This is a genomic window from Arthrobacter sp. P1_D4 (genome assembly GCF_056406115.1).
This window is the reverse complement of record NZ_JBFUAU010000013.1, coordinates 256,461-274,216: the sequence shown is the minus strand read 5'-3', so window position 1 is coordinate 274,216 and position 17,756 is coordinate 256,461. Positions and strand designations below refer to the sequence as shown.

Sequence of the window (17,756 nt, the reverse complement as noted above, 5' to 3'; positions counted from 1 at the left end):
GAGCCAGGATCAAACTCTCCGTTGAAGTAAAACAGACACAACATGCGCCCCCGGGAAAACGGGACACACACGCTGCACAAAATTTGAAACCAGCCAAAAACACCAGACCACACCACGGGGTGGCGGGCCCGGCAAATTCAACCAATTCARTACAATAAATTGGTATCAACAAACTTGGCACACTATTGAGTTCTCAAACAACAGACACACCCGGCACCACCACAACCAACAATCAGTCAAGGATCGCTCCGGAGCAACTTTTCAAACTTACCCGGCCGCTTCACCCTAGTCAAATCGGCGATCCAGACTCATTCTTGCCATAGGCTTCTGGGTCTTGGTGGCCGTTCAACTCCGGGGAGCAGCGCGGAAATAAACTCTACCACCACTTGGACCGGCTGACAAAGCGGCGCCGAAGACGGTGCAGAAAAGCCCGGAATCACGGGGATTCCGGGCCTCTCGCAAACACTTCCCCACGCGCGCCAGACCTGCTGCCCGGGCGCTGCGCCTAGCTCCTAGCCCAGCGGCTTGAAGTACGCGGCCCCTAGCGGAGGCAGGGTGACGGTGAGCATGGCCGGTTGTCCGTCCAGGCCGTCCTTCGTCGCGGTCAGGGTTCCAGTGTTCTCCACCCCGGAACCGCCATAGCTGGCGGCGTCGGTGTTGAGCACTTCCTGCCACTCGCCGGTGGTCGGGACGCCGAGGAGGTAGTCCGTGTGCGGGCCGCCGGAGAAGTTCACGGCGCAGACCAGCGGGTTGCCGTCGGCGTCGCGGCGGATGAACGTCAGCACATTGCGGTCCGAATCTCCCCCATTGATCCACTGGAACCCTTCGGGCTGGTTGTCCCGCTCGTACAGCGCCGGCGTGGAACGGTAGAGCTCGTTGAGATCCTTGGTCAGGAGCTGCATGCCGTTGTGCGCCGGGATGTCCGCGAGCCACCAGTCCAGGCCGTACTGCTCCGACCACTCCGCTTCCTGGCCGAATTCGGTGCCCATGAAGATCAGCTGCTTGCCCGGGTGGGCCCACTGATATCCCAGGAATGCGCGCAGGTTTGCCAACTGCTGCCACCGGTCACCGGGCATCTTGCGCAGCATGGAGCCCTTGCCGTGCACAACTTCATCGTGGCTGATGGGCAGCAGGAAGTTTTCCGTGAAGGCGTAGACCATCGAGAACGTGATGGTGCCGTGGTGCCACCGGCGGTTGTACGGGTCCTCGGCCATGTATTTGAGCGAGTCGTGCATCCAGCCCATGTTCCATTTGAGGCCGAAGCCCAGGCCGCCGCCGCTCGTGGGTGCCGTGACGCCCGGGAATGCGGTGGATTCCTCGGCAATCATGACCGCGCCGGGGTGGGTTTTGTAGACCGTGGCGTTGACCTCCTGGAGGAAGGAGATCGCTTCCAGGTTTTCGCGGCCGCCAAAGCGGTTTGGCTGCCACTGACCCTCTTCGCGGGAGTAGTCGAGGTAGAGCATGGAGGCGACGGCGTCCACGCGGAGCCCGTCGATGTGGAACTCATCGAGCCAGTACAGGGCGTTGGCCACCAGGAAGTTGCGCACCTCCCTGCGGCCGAAGTCGAAGATCAGTGTTCCCCAGTCCGGGTGTTCGCCCAGGTTGGGATCGGCGTGCTCGTATAGTGCTTCGCCGTCGAACCGGGCCAGGGCCCACTCGTCCTTGGGGAAGTGCGCCGGGACCCAGTCGAGGAGGACGCCGATGCCGGCTTGGTGGAGTTCGTCAACGAGGTGGCGGAATTCGTCCGGGTGCCCGAAGCGCGAGGTCGGCGCGAAGTACGAGGTGACCTGGTAGCCCCACGAGCCGCCGAAGGGGTGCTCGGCCACGGGCATGAACTCCACGTGGGTGAAGCCGAGCCATTTGACGTATTCCACGAGTTCCTTGGCCAGTTCGCGGTAGCCCAGCCCCACCTTCCAGGAACCGAGGTGGACCTCGTAGACGCTCATGGCCGAGTTGTGCGGATCGCGGGCGGCGCGGGCCTGCATCCACTCGGCATCCTTGAAGACGTAAGAGGGCTCCACCACCCGGGATGCCGTCAGCGGCGGGACCTCGGTGCCGAAGGCCAGCGGGTCCGCTTTTTCCACCCAGTATCCGTGCCGGGTCCTGAGTTCAAATTTGTAGCACGCCCCTGCTACAACCCCGGGAATGAAGACTTCCCACACACCGGTGGAACCGAGGGAACGCATGGAGTGTTCGCGGCCGTCCCAGCCGTTGAAGTCACCCTTGACGCGGACTGCCTGAGCGTTCGGGGCCCAGACGGCGAAGGACACGCCGTCGACGTCGCCAAGCGAGGACTTGTAGTGCTGCACATGCGCGCCGAGGACATCCCACAGACGCTCGTGCCGGCCCTCACCGATCAGGTGCAGGTCTACTTCGCCGACGGTGGGCAGGTAACGGTAGGGGTCGTCCATGATCTGGGGCTCGTGGTCCTTGTAGGTCACCTCGAGCCGGTAATCCGGCACATGGCCGCGCTCGAGCGGCTCCATCACGGCCACCCATACGCCGCTCGATTCGTGCGTCATGGGCGTCGAACCTGCCGACGTCACGACCGAGACCGCTTCCGCCAGATGCTTGACCGTCCGGATGGTGACATGGCCATGGTCATCGAGATGGGCGCCGAGGACCGAGTGGGGCGCGTGGTGTTCGCCGCTGGAGACCCTCGCAAGGGTCTCGCCATCCACGGGCAGTGGTGTGCCGGGCCGATCGATACGTGCTGATCCTGTCATTTTTATACCTTCCGCTGCGGCTTCGGCGGCGACGCCGGAACCTGTACTGCCGAGGAGACGACGCGATGCGTTCACCGGGATGGAGAGCCAGTCCGGCCTGTTCCTTAGTTCGTAGATGACTTCGTAGAGGGCTTTGTCGAGCCACAGCGCCACAAAGAGCGGCGAGTCGCGGTCGATGCTGCCGGGAATGACGTCGGCGTAGCCGGCCAGGAACGCCTCAGCGCAGCCATCCACCCAGGTCCCGGGCACCACGGCTCCAGGGTTTTCGCGGACGGCGGCGCCGGCGGCGTAGTCGAAGGACCGCAGCATGCCGACAACGTCGCGAAGAGCGACGTCCGGGAAGTTGCGCTCGGAGATGGGGCGCAGGGGCTCGCCCTCGAAGTCAAGGATGGCCCAGCGCGGTGGGGCCCCCGGCTCGCCCGGGACCATGCTGCCGGGCACCTGCAGGATCTGCCCGAGATGGAGGTCGCCGTGGATACGCTGGAGCGGGCCGGCGCTGGTGCCCTCGAGCCGGCCGAGGAGACCGTCCAGGGCTTCTTCGTAAGGCCCGACGGCCTGGCCGGCCTGGGCCCAGGACTGACGGACGCGCTCGGCCACTCCCGGCGCGATGTCCTGCCCCGGCGCAGATTCGGCGGCTGTGCCCAGGGCCTCGGCGAGCCTGCGGTGCACGGTGGCTGTCGCCGCGCCCAGCGCGTGGGCTTCGGCAGCAAACCCGATCCCCCGGCTGGCCGCGTCCACGGCGAGCCGCCACGCATCGAGCCCGCCGGCGAGGAATTCGTGCGCAACAGCGAGTTCGCCGGAGGCGGGACGGACAGTGGCAGGACGGGCGGTTCCCGACGGCTCCGCCCCTGCTGCGGGCGCCGGCACCTCCCACTCGCCGGCCACCCAGCCAAGGGTTGCCGGGACCTCCGCGGTGTGCCCCGCAGTCAGCGCCGCACCGATTTCAACCTCGGGATTCTGGCCTTCGGACAGCACCCGGAAGAACTTCACGATGGCGACTGTGCCGCCGTCCTCGTCGTCGACGATCACCGAACTGTTCGATTGCTCGCCCGAGAGTACCTTGACCTTGCCTGTTGCGAACGGAAGGCTGTAGCCGGACTCCACCAGGTGGCCGGTGGCGTTGCCCGACGGCGTCGTTGCGCCGTGCCGCATGAGCTCCAGCCAGGCGGCGACGAAGGACGCGTCGTGGACGCCGTCGTACACCCACTGGTGGGCTGCATCAGCGCGCGTTCCGGGAAGTTCGCCGATCAGCGCGCGTTCTGCCCCCGGCAGGGGTTCTGGCCGGAAACTGAGCGGCACCTGGACGACGTCGGTGCGGCTGCCGCCGGGCGTGGGGTAGGACACCGCGACCAGCAACACCTCGAACGTGGCCCCGCCGGCGCCGGTCTCCAGGCGCAGGCCGCCCGCCGGTTCGAAGGTGAACTCGGCGGTCTTGACAGGGAACCATCGCTGGCGCGGCAGCCAGGCGCCAAGCAGTCCGCTCAAGGCCGGGGGAAGGGCTGGTCGCGTCATCTCAACCCTCGATGGACAGGACGGGCATCGCCTGCGTGAACGGGGATGCCGGGTTGGAGGCGGCGGAACGGATCCGCAACCAGAAGAAATCGTGGCTGCCCAGGGTCAGAGTCAGCGTTCCGTCCTCGCCGATGCCCGGGAACGCCTGGCCGCCGAAGACGTCCCGGAGGCCCCTTCCGGCGAAGCCGGGCACGCGCAGCGTCGTCGCCACGGGGTGCTGGGAGAGGTTGAAGGCGCACAGGATGGTCTCGGCGTCCGCGCCGGCAGCGTTGCCTTCGGGGAGTTCACGCAGATAGGCCAGGACGACGTCGTGGTCAGCCTCCACGTGCTTGAACCCGCCGAGTCCGAAGGCGGGGTGGTTCTTGCGGACGCTCAGGATCTGCCTGGTCCAGCGCAACAGGGACCCCGAATGGGCGGCCTCGGCCTCCACGTTCGCCATGCTGTAGTTGTAGACCAGCGACTGGATCACCGGCAGGTACAGCTTGCCGGGGTCGGCGTGGGAGAACCCGGCGTTCCGGTCCGGGTTCCATTGCATCGGGGTGCGGACCGCGTCACGGTCCTCGAGCCAGATGTTGTCCCCCATGCCGATCTCGTCCCCGTAGTACAGGAACGGGCTGCCGGGCAGGGACAGCAGCAGGGCGTTGATGAGCTCGATCTCGGAGCGGGAGTTATCCAGCAGCGGGGCCAGCCGGCGCCGGATGCCGATGTTGGCGCGCATGCGTGGATCCGGCGCGTACCAGCCGAGCATCGCGGCGCGTTCGTCAGAAGTGACCATTTCCAGCGTCAGTTCGTCGTGGTTGCGCAGGAACGTGCCCCACTGGGCGCCTTCGGGAATGTCCGGCGTGTCCTTCATCGTCTCGATGATGGGTGCTGCCTTCTGGTCCCGCAGCGCGTAGTACAGCCGCGGCATGATCGGGAAGTGGAACGCCATGTGGCATTCCGGTTCCTCTTCGGTGCCGAAGTACTCCACCACTTCGGCGGGCGGCTGGTTGGCCTCGGCAATGATCACGCGGCCCGGGTAGCTTTCATCGACCATCCGGCGCAGCTGGCGGAGGAATTCGTGGGTCTGCGGCAGGTTCTCGCAGTTGGTGCCCTCCTCCTCGAACAGGTACGGGATGGCGTCGGCCCGGAAGCCGTCGATGCCCTGGTCCAGCCAGAACCGCACGACGTCGAAGAGCGCGTCAATGACCTTGGGGTTCTCGAAGTTCAGGTCGGGCTGGTGGCTGAAGAACCGGTGCCAGAAGAACTGCCGGCGGATGGGGTCGAAGGTCCAGTTGGATTCCTCCGTGTCCACGAAGATGATGCGGGCATCTTCGTACTTCTCGTCTGTGTCGCTCCAGACGTAGAAGTCGCCGAACGGACCGTCGGGGTCTTTCCGCGACTCCTGGAACCACGGGTGCTGGTCGGAGGTGTGGTTCAGCGGAAGGTCGATGATGACCCGGACGCCCCGGGCATGGGCCTCGGCCACGAGCCGTTTGAAGTCGCTGATGGTGCCGAACTCGTCCAGCACGGAGTTGTAGTCCGAGATGTCGTACCCGCCGTCGCGCAGCGGTGACTGGAAGAACGGCGGGAGCCAGAGGCAGTCCACCCCGAGCCACTGCAGGTAGTCCAGTTTCTCGATCAGGCCGTGGAAGTCGCCCGAGCCGTCTCCGTTGCCGTCGGCGAAGCCCCGGACGAGGACCTCGTAGAAGACCGCCTTGCGGTACCAGAGGGGATCGTGCTGGAGGCCCGGGGCATTCAATTCAAAGCTCCCCCTCGGGCTGAAGTGCTGGCTCGGGTTCTGCGGGCTAAAACTCACTGGCACTACCTCCGGATGCTAAGGATGTGAACGGGCTCGAGGTGCGGGTCCAGGCGGACGTAGTTGTACTCCCCCCATTCCCAACTCTCGCCGGTCAGCAGGTCATCAACCATGAAACGGCCGTTGTGCGTGAAGTTCTCCGGGTCCAGTTCCAGCGCCGGCAGGTCCAGGGACACCGTGCTCTCCCGGGTGCCGTGCGGGTCCACGTTGACGACGATGATCAGGGTGTCCTTGGTCCCGTCCGCGAGGGTCTTGTGCTTGGAGTACACCACGGTGGAGCTGTCCGAGCTCTGGTGCATCGTCAGGTTCTGCAGATCCCCCAGGGCCGGGTGCGCGCGCCGGATCGCGTTGAGCCGGGTCAGATACGGGGCCAGGGTGCGCCCCGATTCTGCCGCCGCGTCCCAGTCGCGGGCCTTGTACTCAAACTTCTCGTTGTCGATGTACTCCTCGGCGCCGGGACGCGCCACGTGTTCGTAAAGCTCAAAGCCGGCGTACACCCCCCAGATGGGGCTTGCCGTCGCGGCCAAGGCCGCACGGATCTTGAAGGCCGCCGGGCCGCCGAACTGCAGGTATTCGGTGAGGATGTCCGGGGTGTTGACGAAGAAGTTCGGCCGGAAGTAGGCCGCCGACTCGTGGCTGACCTCCTGGAAGTACGTCTCCAGTTCTTCCTTGGTGTTCCGCCAGGTGAAGTAGGTGTAGGACTGCTGGAAGCCGGCCCGGCCAAGAGCGTGCATCATGGCCGGGCGGGTGAACGCCTCGGCGAGGAAGACGACGTCGGGGTGCTTCTTATTGACCTTGCCGATTAGCCATTCCCAGAACCACACGGGTTTGGTGTGCGGATTGTCCACCCGGAACACCTTGACGCCGTGGCTGACCCAGAGCATCACAATCCTTAGAATTTCATTGGACAGCCCCGCGGGGTCGTTGTCGAAATTCAGCGGGAAAATGTCCTGGTATTTCTTTGGCGGATTCTCCGCGTAGGCAATAGTGCCGTCGACGCGCGTGGTGAACCATTCCGGGTGGCTTTGCACCCACGGGTGGTCCGGCGCGGCCTGCAGGGCCAGGTCCAGGGCCACCTCGAGTCCCAACTCACCGGCCCGCGCCACGAAGGCGTCGAAGTCCTCGAAGGTGCCCAGATCCGGGTGGATGGCGTCGTGGCCGCCCTCGTGGGATCCGATGGCCCATGGCGAACCGGGATCGTGCGGTCCGGCGATCAGGGTGTTGTTCGGCCCCTTGCGGTGCTGGACGCCGATCGGGTGGATCGGCGGCATGTAGATGATGTCAAAGCCCATGGCGGCGACGGCGTCGAGGCGCTGCGCGGCGGTGCGGAAGTTGCCGGAGGTCCATTCCCCCGTGTCGTGGTTGCGCACGGCACCTTCGGAGCGGGGGAAGAATTCGTACCAGGCGCCGGCTCCGGCAAGCTTTCGCTCCACCAGCAGCGGGTAAGGCTCGGAAACCGTCACAAGTTCGCGGATGGGCTGGCGTTCGACGACGGCGGCGACGTCGGCGCCGAAGCCGGCGGCGAGGCGTTCCTCGGGTGTCCGGGACGTGTCGGAGAGGACGACGACGGCCATCCGCAGCGTTCTGCGGTCACCGGAGGGGCGGGAGGCGTCTTCGGAGGCTTCGGCCAGCAGGGCGGCACCTTCGGACAGCATGAGCTCGACGTCGATGCCGGCCTCCACCTTGACCTCGGCGTTGTGGTGCCAGGTGCCGTAGCGGTCGTGCCAGGCCTCGATGACGAAGGACCAGTTGCCAGTGGCGGGCGGGGTCAGGAGGCCCTCCCAGCGGTCCGTGCCCATTCCGCGGGGGCCGGGCGGCGGGGCGAGGCGGACCCGCTGCCGCTCTTTGCCGCGGGGGTCGAGCAGGACGGCGCTGACCCCGAGCTGGTCGTGTCCCTCCCGGAACGCGGTGGCTCCCACGACAATGGTTTGGCCCTCGACGGCTTTGGCGGGAAACTTTCCGCCCTCCACCGAAGGCTGCACGGCGGTGATCGGAAAGCGGCCAAATCGAAGGCCATCCGTGATCAGGGCCTTGGGCTTTTGCTTGGACACGGCGCTGGTTCGCGAGTTATTCGTCACAGCCTCGACGTTATCTACAAAACGGCCAGAATGCTAAGGCCTCGAACGTTTTCCGGAGGTTTCCGGTTCTGGTCGGAGTGATATCCGTCATTTACGGGAAAGAATCTTAAAGCAGTTCCGGGGCACCGACTTGTCCGTTAGTGTTTCGCAGGTGAAGGCAATCCGCAGATTTACCGTCCGAACCGTACTCCCGGAGTCGATCCGGCCGCTGGCCCGGCTCGCCACCAATCTCCGGTGGTCCTGGCACCGGCCCACCCGGGAGCTTTTCGAGGGGCTCAACCCCGGGATCTGGGCGGAGAGCGCCCACGACCCCGTGACCTTCCTGGGCCTGGTGAGCCGGGAAGAGCTGCAGCGCCTCGCCGCGGACCAGGACGTGGTGCGGCGCGTCCACGCCGCGGCCGATGACCTCGACCGGTACCTGGAACAGCCGCGCTGGTACCAGAGCCTGGGCGACGGCGCGCCGGCATGCATCGCCTACTTCTCGCCGGAGTTCGGCATCACCGAGGTCCTGCCCCAGTACTCCGGCGGCCTTGGCATCCTGGCCGGGGACCACCTGAAAGCGGCCTCGGACCTTGGCGTGCCGCTGATCGGCGTCGGCCTCCTGTACCAGGCCGGCTACTTTAAGCAGTCGCTCTCCCGGGACGCCTGGCAGCAGGAAACGTACCCGGTCCTCGACCCCGACGGGCTGCCCCTGACGCTCCTGCGCGAGGCCTCCCCGGACGGCAACGGCAAACCGGTCCAGATCTCGCTGCCGCTTCCCCAGGGACGGCGCCTGCTGGCGCACGTGTGGCGGGCCGACGTCGGACGTGTGCCGCTGCTGCTGCTGGATTCCAACGTTCCGGGCAACGACGAGGCCGCCCGCGGCATCACCGACCGCCTGTACGGCGGCGGCGGAGACCACCGGCTGCAGCAGGAGCTCCTGCTGGGCATGGGCGGGGTCAAGGCGCTGCGGGAGTTCCAGCGGCTCACGGGCGTCCCCGCGCCGGAGGTCTTCCACACCAACGAGGGCCACGCCGGGTTCCTCGGCGTCGAGCGGATCCAGGAATTGATGTCCGGCGCGGCGCCGCTGAGCTGGGAGGAGGCCCTGGCCGCCGGGCGCGCGTCCACGGTGTTCACCACCCACACGCCGGTGCCGGCGGGGATCGACCGCTTCGAAATCTCCCAGATTCAGCACTTCTTCGAAGCCGGCCTCGCCCCGGACGTGCCGGTGGCCAAAATCCTGGACCTGGGCCGCGAGGACTTCGCCGACGGCAACCCGTTCGTGTTCAACATGGCCGTGATGGGGCTGCGGCTGGCCCAGCGGGCCAACGGTGTGGCCAAACTGCACGGCGTGGTCTCGCGCGGGATGTTCTCCGCCCTCTGGCCGGGCTTCGACCACTCCGAAATCCCCATCACCTCCGTCACCAACGGCGTGCACGTCCCCACCTGGGTGGACCCCCGCATCGCCGCGCTGGCGCGGGACCAGTTCGGTGCCGAGGCGGAGGCGCAGGGCCGGTGGGACCTGGCCTACAACGTCACCGACGAGGACCTCTGGGCGTTGCGGCGGGAGATGCGGGTGTCCCTGGTGGAGGATGTCCGGCGCCGGCTCCGGGCCGCGTGGAAGAAGCGCGGCGCGGCCGACGCCGAGCTGGCGTGGACGGACTCCGTCCTGGATCCGGACGTCCTGACCATCGGCTTTGCCCGCCGCGTGCCGACCTACAAGCGGCTGACCCTGATGCTGCGCGACCCGGACCGGCTCAAGGCGCTGCTGCTGCACAAGACGCACCCCATCCAGCTGGTCATCGCCGGGAAGTCCCACCCGGCGGACGACGCCGGCAAGAAGATGATCCAGGACCTCGTCCGGTTCACCGACGACCCCGCCGTGCGGCACCGGATCGCGTTCCTGCCCAACTACGACATCGCCATGGCCCGGACCCTGTTCCCCGGCTGCGATGTGTGGCTGAACAACCCGCTGCGCCCCCTGGAGGCCTGCGGTACCTCCGGCATGAAGGCTGCCCTGAACGGTTCGCTGAACCTCTCGGTCATGGACGGCTGGTGGGATGAGATGTACGACGGCGAGAACGGCTGGGCGATTCCGACGGCCAACAACGACGCCTCCCCGGAGGAACGCGACGACATCGAGGCGGCGGCACTGTACGAGCTGCTCGAAACGCAGGTGGCGCCGCGGTTCTACGGGCTGACCGTGTCCGACGCCGCGGGCGCTGCCGGACCGTCCCAGCCCGGCCCGCAGGCCGTTCCTACGCACTGGGTTTCGATGATCAAGCACACCATGTCCCACCTGGGCCCGGCGGTTTCCGCGGAACGGATGCTCCGGGACTACGTCAACGTCCTGTACCGGCCCGCCGCGATCGCAGGGCGCCACGCTGTGGCGGACAACTACGCCCAGGCCAAGGCCCTGGCGGCATGGAGCTCACGGGTCCGGGCCGCATGGCCGCACATCCAGGTCGAACACGTCGACTCGGTGGGGGTCTCCGAGGACCCGCAGATCGGCGATCTGTTGCAGGTAAATGCGTACGTGGCGCTGCGTGAGCTTTCACCGGACGACGTCTATGTTGAGGTGGCCTACGGCCGGGCCGAGGACACCGACGAGCTGACGGACATCACGGTCGCGGAGCTCAAGGCCGCCGAAGACCTCGGCAAGGGCCGGCACCTCTTCAGCGGCACGCTGGTGATCGACCGTTCGGGGTCCTTCGGCTACACCGTGCGTGTGCTCCCCAAGAACGGTGCCCTGGCCTCAAAAGCGGAGCTGGGCCTGATCGTCAACGCCTGACCGTCACCGCGGCCTGACCGTCACCGCGTGGCGTGCTGGCTCTCTTTAGAGGCAGACGGCGATGACGTCCAGGCTCTTGCCGGCGTAGCCTTCGGCGTCCTGCAGCGTTTCGCAGATGACGCCGAAGGAGCGGTCCGCGCGGAGCGCGGCAGGCACCTGCCAGATGAACGTGACGGGGGCCTCGCCGTCGTCCGTCACGGCATCCGCGACGTCGTGCAGCGAATCGTGCAGGGCATCCAGGTCCGTGCCGTAGTCCTCCGGGACGTCCAGGAGCTCGCCGAACGTGTCCAGGACCGCCTGCTTGGTGTCGGCGGCGGGGACCACCAGGGCGCGCCGGCCGGCGTCGCCGATTTGCGCCGTGAGTTCTTCGATGGTCCAGGTCTCTGCCGAGTAAATCTTCATGGGGTCCTTAATCTCGAATTATTTAGGTGCGGTAGATATTGATCGTGTTGGCCTGGACGAGGTCGCGCTCACCGGAGGCGACGCGGGCGCCCTGACGCCGGTCATGGAGTTCGGACGTCGTCACGCGGAGTTCGAAGAGCCGGTGCCCGGTGCCGTCCTCATTGCTCAGCCGAGGCAAGGTGACCTTGACGTCGTCGGCGCCGCCGTTGACCACCACGAGGCCGTCGACGTGCCCGTCGTCGGACCCGAGCAGGAGCTGGATCACCCGGTGGCCGGGGTCATGCCACGTGTCGGCGGACATGGGCTGGCCGTCCACATCGAACCAGTGGAAGTAGGACTGGTTGTCACGCGCCGGGTAATCATGCGGCTGGCTGGCCAGAAACTCCTTGCGCAGCCGGATGACGCGCTTGGTGGTGCGCAGCATCGCATGGGATTCCGTGGTGCTGGTCCAGTCGATCCAGGTCAGTGCATTGTCCTGGCAGTAGGCGTTGTTGTTCCCCTGCTGGGTCCGGCAGATCTCGTCCCCGGCAGTGATCATGGGTACGCCCTGGGAAATCATCAGGCAGGCCATCAGGTTCCGCCTGCTTTGGGCGCGCCGGGCGAGGATGTCGCCGTCTTCAGTGGGGCCCTCGAAGCCGTGGTTGTAGCTGCGGTTATCGCCGTGGCCGTCCCGGTTCTGCTCGCCGTTGGCCTCGTTGTGCTTGCGGTCGTAGGCCGTCAGGTCGGCCAGGGTGAAGCCATCGTGGGCCGTGATCAGGTTCAGCGAGGCAAGCCGGGACCGGCCCGAGGACTCGAACAGCCGGGCGGAACCAGAGAGGGCGTCCGCGAGGCGGGCCACCGGGCCGCCGCTGCCACCGCCGTCGATCGCGGCGCGGTCGGCGAGCCAGAAGCTGCGGACGGCGTCGCGGAAATGATCGTTCCAGTCCACCCACCCGGCGGGAAACCGGCCGGTCTGCCAGCCGCCGTAGCCCACGTCCCAGGGTTCGGAAATCAGCTTGACGCCGGACAGGACCGGATCGGCTCCCACGGCGACGAGGAAGGGGTGCCGCGGATCGAACTCGTTGGCGCTGTTGCGGCACAGTGTGACGGCGAGGTCAAAGCGGAACCCGTCGATGTGGAACTCGCTCACCCAGTAGCGCAGGGAATCCAGCACCAGCTGCACGACGCGGGGTTCGCCGAAGTTCAGGCTGTTGCCGCAGCCCGTGGTGTCCACGTACCTGCCGTGGCCGTCGTTGCGGTAGTACTGCATTTCGCCCAGGCCACGGAAGCTCAGGGTGGGGCCGTCCGTGCCGCCCTCGGCGGTGTGGTTGTAGACGACATCGAGGATGACTTCGAGTCCGGCGGCATGCAGCAGCTTGACCATGCCCTTGAACTCGTCCTGGACCGCGTGGGCGCCGGCGGCCTGGGCGGCCTCGGTGGCGTAGCCGGGATGCGGGGCGAAGAACGCGGCCGTGTTGTAGCCCCAGTAGTTCGTCAGCCCGAGCTGCTGCAGGTGCGGCTCGTCCACGTGGAAATGCACGGGCAGGAGCTGGACCGCCGTGACGCCCAGCGAGATCAGGTGCTCGATCATGGCCGGGTGGGCCATCCCGGCATACGTCCCCTGCAGGTCCTCCGGAATGTCCGGGTGCAGCTTCGTCTGGCCGCGGACGTGGGCCTCGTAAACGATCGTGTTGCGCCACGGGACCCGCGGGCTGCGGTCCAGACCCCAGTCAAAGTCGTTACCGACCCGGACGCTGGTGATCAGCCCCTCGCGTTCGTCGACGGCCCGGCCGTAGGGGTCCATCAGCAGCGGCTGCTCGCCGGCGGCATCGAAATCCGTGGCGGGCATGGACAGCGGGAGGGCCTCGTGTTCCGGGGAGGACCGGAAGCCATAGCGCGAGCCGGCGGGAATGCCCTCAACAATTCCGTGGTGGACGCCGTCGGTGACGTTGGGCAGGGTCTTCACCTGCCAGGTTCCCCCGGGCGCCTGATATTCGATCTCCAGCGTGGTTACGCCGGGCGCGTAGACGGCCACGTTGGCGAACGCGCCCCGGGGATCGTCCACTGCCGGCGACCCGGTATGTGGAACGCTGATCCCCAGCGGAAACGCCCGCGAAGCGTCTACGGTGGAAGCGGTATCTATGTAAGACATAACCATTGCTTAAAGCTTAGCCGGGCCAGACAAATGGCCCCCGTTTTCGTTTTCATGACGTTTTGCAGTGTACGGACCGCCGCACTGCATACTGTAATGGAGCGCCGAGTTGGAGGTAATTGTGCGCGTTGCACTAGCCCAAATCATTACCGGCCGTGACGTGGCCGCAAACCTGGACCTCGTGGACGCCTACGCGCGCCAGGCCAAGGCCGGCGGCGCGGACCTCGTGGTATTCCCGGAAGCCACCATGCGGGCCTTCGGCAATTCGCTCCTGGATATCGCAGAGCCGCTGGACGGCCCGTGGGCATCCCGCGTCCGTGACCTCGCCGCAGAGCTCGGCCTGGTGATCGTCGCCGGCATGTTCACTCCCGGCACCGCCGGCAACGGCGCCAAGGTGCGCAACACCCTGCTGGTCACCGGCCGCGGCCTCGAGGCCAGCTACGACAAGATCCACCTGTTCGATGCTTTCGGTTTCGCCGAGTCGGACACGGTTGACGCCGGCACGGCCCCCGTCACCTTCGAGCTCGACGGCGTGACGTTCGGCCTCGCCACGTGCTACGACGTCCGTTTCCCGGACCTGTTCACGGAAAACGCGGACCTCGGCGCCGACGTCAACATTGTGTGCGCTTCCTGGGGCTCGGGCCCCGGCAAGGCCGAGCAGTGGAAGCTCCTGGCCCGCGCCCGCGCCTTGGACTCCACCACCCTGATTCTCGCCTGCGGCCAGGGCGACCCCGCCAGCGTGGGTCACCCGGTCAAGGGTTCCGCCCCCACCGGCGTCGGGAACTCCGTGGTGGTCTCCCCCATGGGCGACGTCCTCGAAGAGCTCGACGGCGCCCCCGGCCTTCTCTTTGCCGACCTGGACACCGCCACCGTCCTGGAAGCCCGCACCAAACTCCCGGTCCTGGCCAACCGCCACAAGTTCTAAGTCACTATCGGCCAAGTTCGCAATGGTTACGTCCCGCGGTCACCAACCGCCGGGCTGGTTCAGCCAAAAACCCTCCCTCACTTTTGGCACGTTAAACGGAAACGCTCCACCACGTTTCGCACGTTTAACCGAAGCGCTCCCCCACAAGAAGTGAGGGAGCGCTTAGCCGTTTACCGCGAAAGGTGAGGGAGCGTTTGACGTTTTACGACCAAAGGTGAGGGAGCGTCGGAGACGGGACCGGAGTTTTGCTAAGGAGCGCATCGCCGACCAGAACCGAGTAAGGCCGCCTGCGGCCGCTCGAGGACTACTTTGCGGCGCGCTGGCGGGAGATTTCGTAGAGGGAGATGCCGACGGCCATGGAGGCGTTGAGGGATTCCATGGCGGAGTCGATCGGGATGGAGACGATCTGGTCGCAGTTTTCGCGGACCAGGCGGCTCAGGCCCTTGCCCTCGGACCCGACGACGATGCATACCGGTTCGGTGGCCAGGGTGAGCTCGGGCAGCGAGACGTCGCCGTCGCCGTCGAGACCCAGGACGTAGATCCCCATGTTCTTGAACGCCTTGAGCGTGTTGTTCAGGTTGGCCGCGCGGGCGACGGGGACGCGGACGGCGGCACCGGCGCTGGTCTTCCAGGCCGAGGCGGTGACGCCCACGGAGCGGCGCTCCGGGACTACGACGCCGTGGCCGCTGAAAGCCGAGACGGAGCGGATGATCGCGCCGAGGTTTCGGGGATCGGTGATGCCGTCGAGCGCGACGAAGAGCGGGGCGTTGGCTACGTGGCCCTTCTTCCAGGCCTCGAGGGTTTCTTCGGCGAGCTCGTACGCGTCCTGGTATTCATACGGCGGGATCTGCAGCACGAGGCCCTGGTGGATGGCGTCGTCGGTCATCCGGTCGAGCTCGGGCTTGCCGGTTTCCATCAGCGGGATGCCGCGTTCGGCGGCCAGCTTCAGGGATTCCTTGACGCGGTCGTCCATTTCGATGCGGACTGCGACATGCAGGGCCTTGGCCGGGATACCGGCGCGCAGGGCTTCGACCACCGAGTTGCGCCCGGTGACGACCTCTTCGGTGGCGCGACCCTTGGGACCGGAGCGGCCGGTGCGGGCGGCGGCGCTGGTAGTGCGGCTTCCGCTGGCGCGCTTGGCCTCGGAGCGTTCGGCGAGCTGCTTGTTCTTGAACGCCTTGTGGTAGGGGCGGTCCTCCGCCTTCGGCGTGGGGCCCTTGCCCTCCAGAGCCTTGCGGCCGTGACCGCCGGTTCCGACGGAGGGGCCCTTCTTCAATTTGACCGAGCGGCGACCGTTGTTGGCCATGAGTTTCACCCTTTAAATACGCGATTCGTTGACAAGTCTGACCTCCAGTCTACTGACTCGAGTAAAATCCACGATTTCGGGGTGGCCCGGAAGGGACGACGGCGGCCCACTTCACCGGCCGCCGGCAACGGGGTTTAGCCGCGCTTCAGGCTCCAGCTCGCCCCGTCCGGGCCGTCCTCGACGACGACGCCGGCTGCGGCCAGCGTGTCCCGGATGGCGTCGGACGCTGCCCAGTCCTTGGCGGCCCGGGCGTGGGCGCGCGCCTCCAGCTGAGCCTCGACCAGGACGCCAAGTGCGGTGTTGGCTTGGTCGTCGGCCGCCGGCGTTGCGGTGGCGTTGAGGCCGAGGACGTCCAGCATGGCGGTGACGCTGGCCAGCGCCAGACCCGCGGCGTCGAGGTCGCCGTCGGTGAGAGCCGTGTTGCCGGCACGGACGGTCTCGTGGAGCACTGCCAGTGCCTGCGGAACGTTGAGGTCATCGTCCATGGCCACCCCAAAAGCTTCCGGGACAGAACCAGCGGATGCATCCGGTCCCGGGTCGGGCAGGACCCGGCTTGCGCGGCTGATGAACCCGTCAATCCGTTCGACGGCGGCGGCCGCCTCCTGCAGCGACGTCGGCTGGTAGTCCAGGACCGAGCGGTACTGCGCCTGGCCGAGGTAGTAGCGGACCACGCGGGCCGGGGCGAGTTCGAGCATTTCGGCCGGGCTGACGGTGTTGCCGATGGACTTGGACATCTTCTCGCCGGCGTAGGTGACCATGCCGTTGTGCATCCAGAAGTTCGCGAAGCCGTGGCCCGCCGCCTGGGACTGCGCCATTTCGTTTTCGTGGTGCGGGAAGCGCAGGTCCAGGCCGCCGCCGTGGATGTCGAACTCGGTGCCGAGGTACTTGGTGACCATGGCCGAGCATTCGAGGTGCCAGCCCGGGCGGCCGGCGCCCCACGGGGAGGACCAGCTCGCCGTCGTCGGCTCGCCGTCCTTGTAGCCCTTCCACAGCGCGAAGTCGCGGGGGTCCTTCTTGCCGCGGGGGTCCGCGTCCGGGGCGCCCTGCATGTCGTCGAGTTTCTGCCGCGTCAGCGAGCCGTACTTGGACCAGGAACGCACGTCGAAGTAGACGTCGCCGGAGTCGTCCAGAGCCGGGTAGGCGTGGCCTCGGTCGATCAGCTGCTGGATGAGGGTGTGCATTTCCGGGATGTGGCCGGTAGCGCGGGGCTCATAGGTGGGGCGGGAGACGCCCAGGGTGTCATAGGCCTTGAGGAATTCCTGCTCGTAGCGGTAGGCCAGGGCCCACCATTCCTCGTTGCGGAGGGCTCCTGGCTCGTCTTCAAAGTCGGCGCCGAACGAGGCGGCCGACTTGGCAAGGATCTTGTCGTCGATGTCGGTGACGTTGCGGACTGCCGTCACCCGGAAACCGCGGTACTGCAACCAGCGGGTCAGCTGGTCGAACGCAATGGCCGAGCGGATGTGGCCGACGTGTGGCATGCCCTGGACGGTGGCTCCGCAGTAGTACAGGCTCACCTTGCCAGGTACCAGGGGGACGAAGTCGCGGACTTCGGCGGATGCAGTGTCGTAAAAGCGCAGGGTCACCGCTCCAGATTAGCCGATGGCGCTCCGGGGCCTGACCCGCGGCTTTGCCGGCACGGCGCAGGCCGGCACGGCGCAGGCCGGCAGGCCAGCCGCCGGAGACGGCCGGTGCAGTGGCCTACTTGCAGTATTGGCCGATCTTGTTGATCTGCTCCGTGAGCTGGGCCGTCTGTTGATCCGTCTTGGTTCCCGTAGGGCTCGCCGCAACCTGCTTCATAATCTCGGCCATCTGCTGGATCGGGGCGCCCACCTCCGGCGCTACCTTGTCCGCAACTTCCTGGTAGTGCTGGCCAATCTGCCCTGCCTGCTCCTTCGCGCTCCCGGAGGGCACGAAGGTGTCGGTGTTGAGGAACTTACAGCTTTCCTCGACGCTGAGCTTCGGAGTGGCGCTAGGCGTTTGGGGCGTTGTCGTGGAGGCGGCACAGCCGCTCAGCATGGTCCCTGCCACGAGTACGACGGCGGTCAGCAGCTTCTTCACGGCAGGTCTCCTGGCAGTTCGGAACGGGTGTCTCGCTTGGGTCTTCCCTC

Annotated in this window: 10 protein-coding genes; 2 read left to right on the top strand and 8 right to left on the bottom strand. The window is 66.7% G+C overall.

The annotated features are described in order from the left end of the window. Window positions 1-512: 512 nt before the first annotated feature. The 3 genes from AC1D0A_RS14605 to AC1D0A_RS14595 are packed head-to-tail and all read right to left on the bottom strand — an operon-like array spanning window position 513 to window position 8,114. Window positions 513-4,238 (bottom strand): 1,4-alpha-glucan branching enzyme, encoded by a 3,726-nt coding sequence (locus AC1D0A_RS14605; protein WP_476946106.1) that lies wholly within the window; start codon window positions 4,236-4,238, stop codon window positions 513-515. 1 nt (window position 4,239) lies between these two features. Continuing rightward, window positions 4,240-6,036, bottom strand: a complete 1,797-nt coding sequence (gene treS, locus AC1D0A_RS14600; protein WP_243181862.1) for a maltose alpha-D-glucosyltransferase — start codon at window positions 6,034-6,036, stop codon at window positions 4,240-4,242. Window positions 6,037-6,041: 5 nt separating this feature from the next. Continuing rightward, complete coding sequence (locus AC1D0A_RS14595) at window positions 6,042-8,114, bottom strand: alpha-1,4-glucan--maltose-1-phosphate maltosyltransferase (protein ID WP_476946105.1); 2,073 nt, start codon at window positions 8,112-8,114, stop codon at window positions 6,042-6,044. Window positions 8,115-8,265: 151 nt separating this feature from the next. On the opposite strand from AC1D0A_RS14595, the gene glgP reads away from it, so the two are divergent. Further along, window positions 8,266-10,884, top strand: coding sequence for an alpha-glucan family phosphorylase (gene glgP / locus AC1D0A_RS14590; protein ID WP_243181860.1), 2,619 nt, complete (start codon window positions 8,266-8,268; stop codon window positions 10,882-10,884). Between the two features lie 45 nt (window positions 10,885-10,929). Here the strand turns inward: glgP and AC1D0A_RS14585 are convergent, their stop codons facing one another. Next, entirely contained in the window at window positions 10,930-11,286 is a 357-nt protein-coding gene (locus tag AC1D0A_RS14585) for a barstar family protein (RefSeq protein WP_079552073.1), read from the bottom strand. Between the two features lie 22 nt (window positions 11,287-11,308). Further along, window positions 11,309-13,423: a glycogen debranching protein GlgX gene (glgX, locus tag AC1D0A_RS14580; protein WP_476946104.1), complete on the bottom strand. Its 2,115-nt coding sequence runs from the start codon at window positions 13,421-13,423 to the stop codon at window positions 11,309-11,311. A gap of 115 nt (window positions 13,424-13,538) precedes the next feature. Here glgX and AC1D0A_RS14575 point away from each other — a divergent pair, with 115 nt between their 5' ends. Next, window positions 13,539-14,342: a carbon-nitrogen hydrolase family protein gene (locus AC1D0A_RS14575; RefSeq protein ID WP_243181858.1), complete on the top strand. Its 804-nt coding sequence runs from the start codon at window positions 13,539-13,541 to the stop codon at window positions 14,340-14,342. A gap of 304 nt (window positions 14,343-14,646) precedes the next feature. Here AC1D0A_RS14575 and rlmB read toward each other — a convergent pair whose 3' ends face one another. The 3 genes from rlmB to AC1D0A_RS14560 form a co-directional block, all read right to left on the bottom strand. Beyond that, the gene (rlmB, locus tag AC1D0A_RS14570) at window positions 14,647-15,648 is read right to left on the bottom strand and encodes a 23S rRNA (guanosine(2251)-2'-O)-methyltransferase RlmB (protein ID WP_028276342.1); all 1,002 of its coding nucleotides are present in this window, start codon (window positions 15,646-15,648) and stop codon (window positions 14,647-14,649) included. Between the two features lie 134 nt (window positions 15,649-15,782). After that, window positions 15,783-17,231: a cysteine--tRNA ligase gene (gene cysS / locus AC1D0A_RS14565; protein WP_243181857.1), complete on the bottom strand. Its 1,449-nt coding sequence runs from the start codon at window positions 17,229-17,231 to the stop codon at window positions 15,783-15,785. 115 nt (window positions 17,232-17,346) lie between these two features. Continuing rightward, window positions 17,347-17,706 (bottom strand): hypothetical protein, encoded by a 360-nt coding sequence (locus AC1D0A_RS14560; protein WP_079552067.1) that lies wholly within the window; start codon window positions 17,704-17,706, stop codon window positions 17,347-17,349. Window positions 17,707-17,756 lie beyond the last annotated feature (50 nt).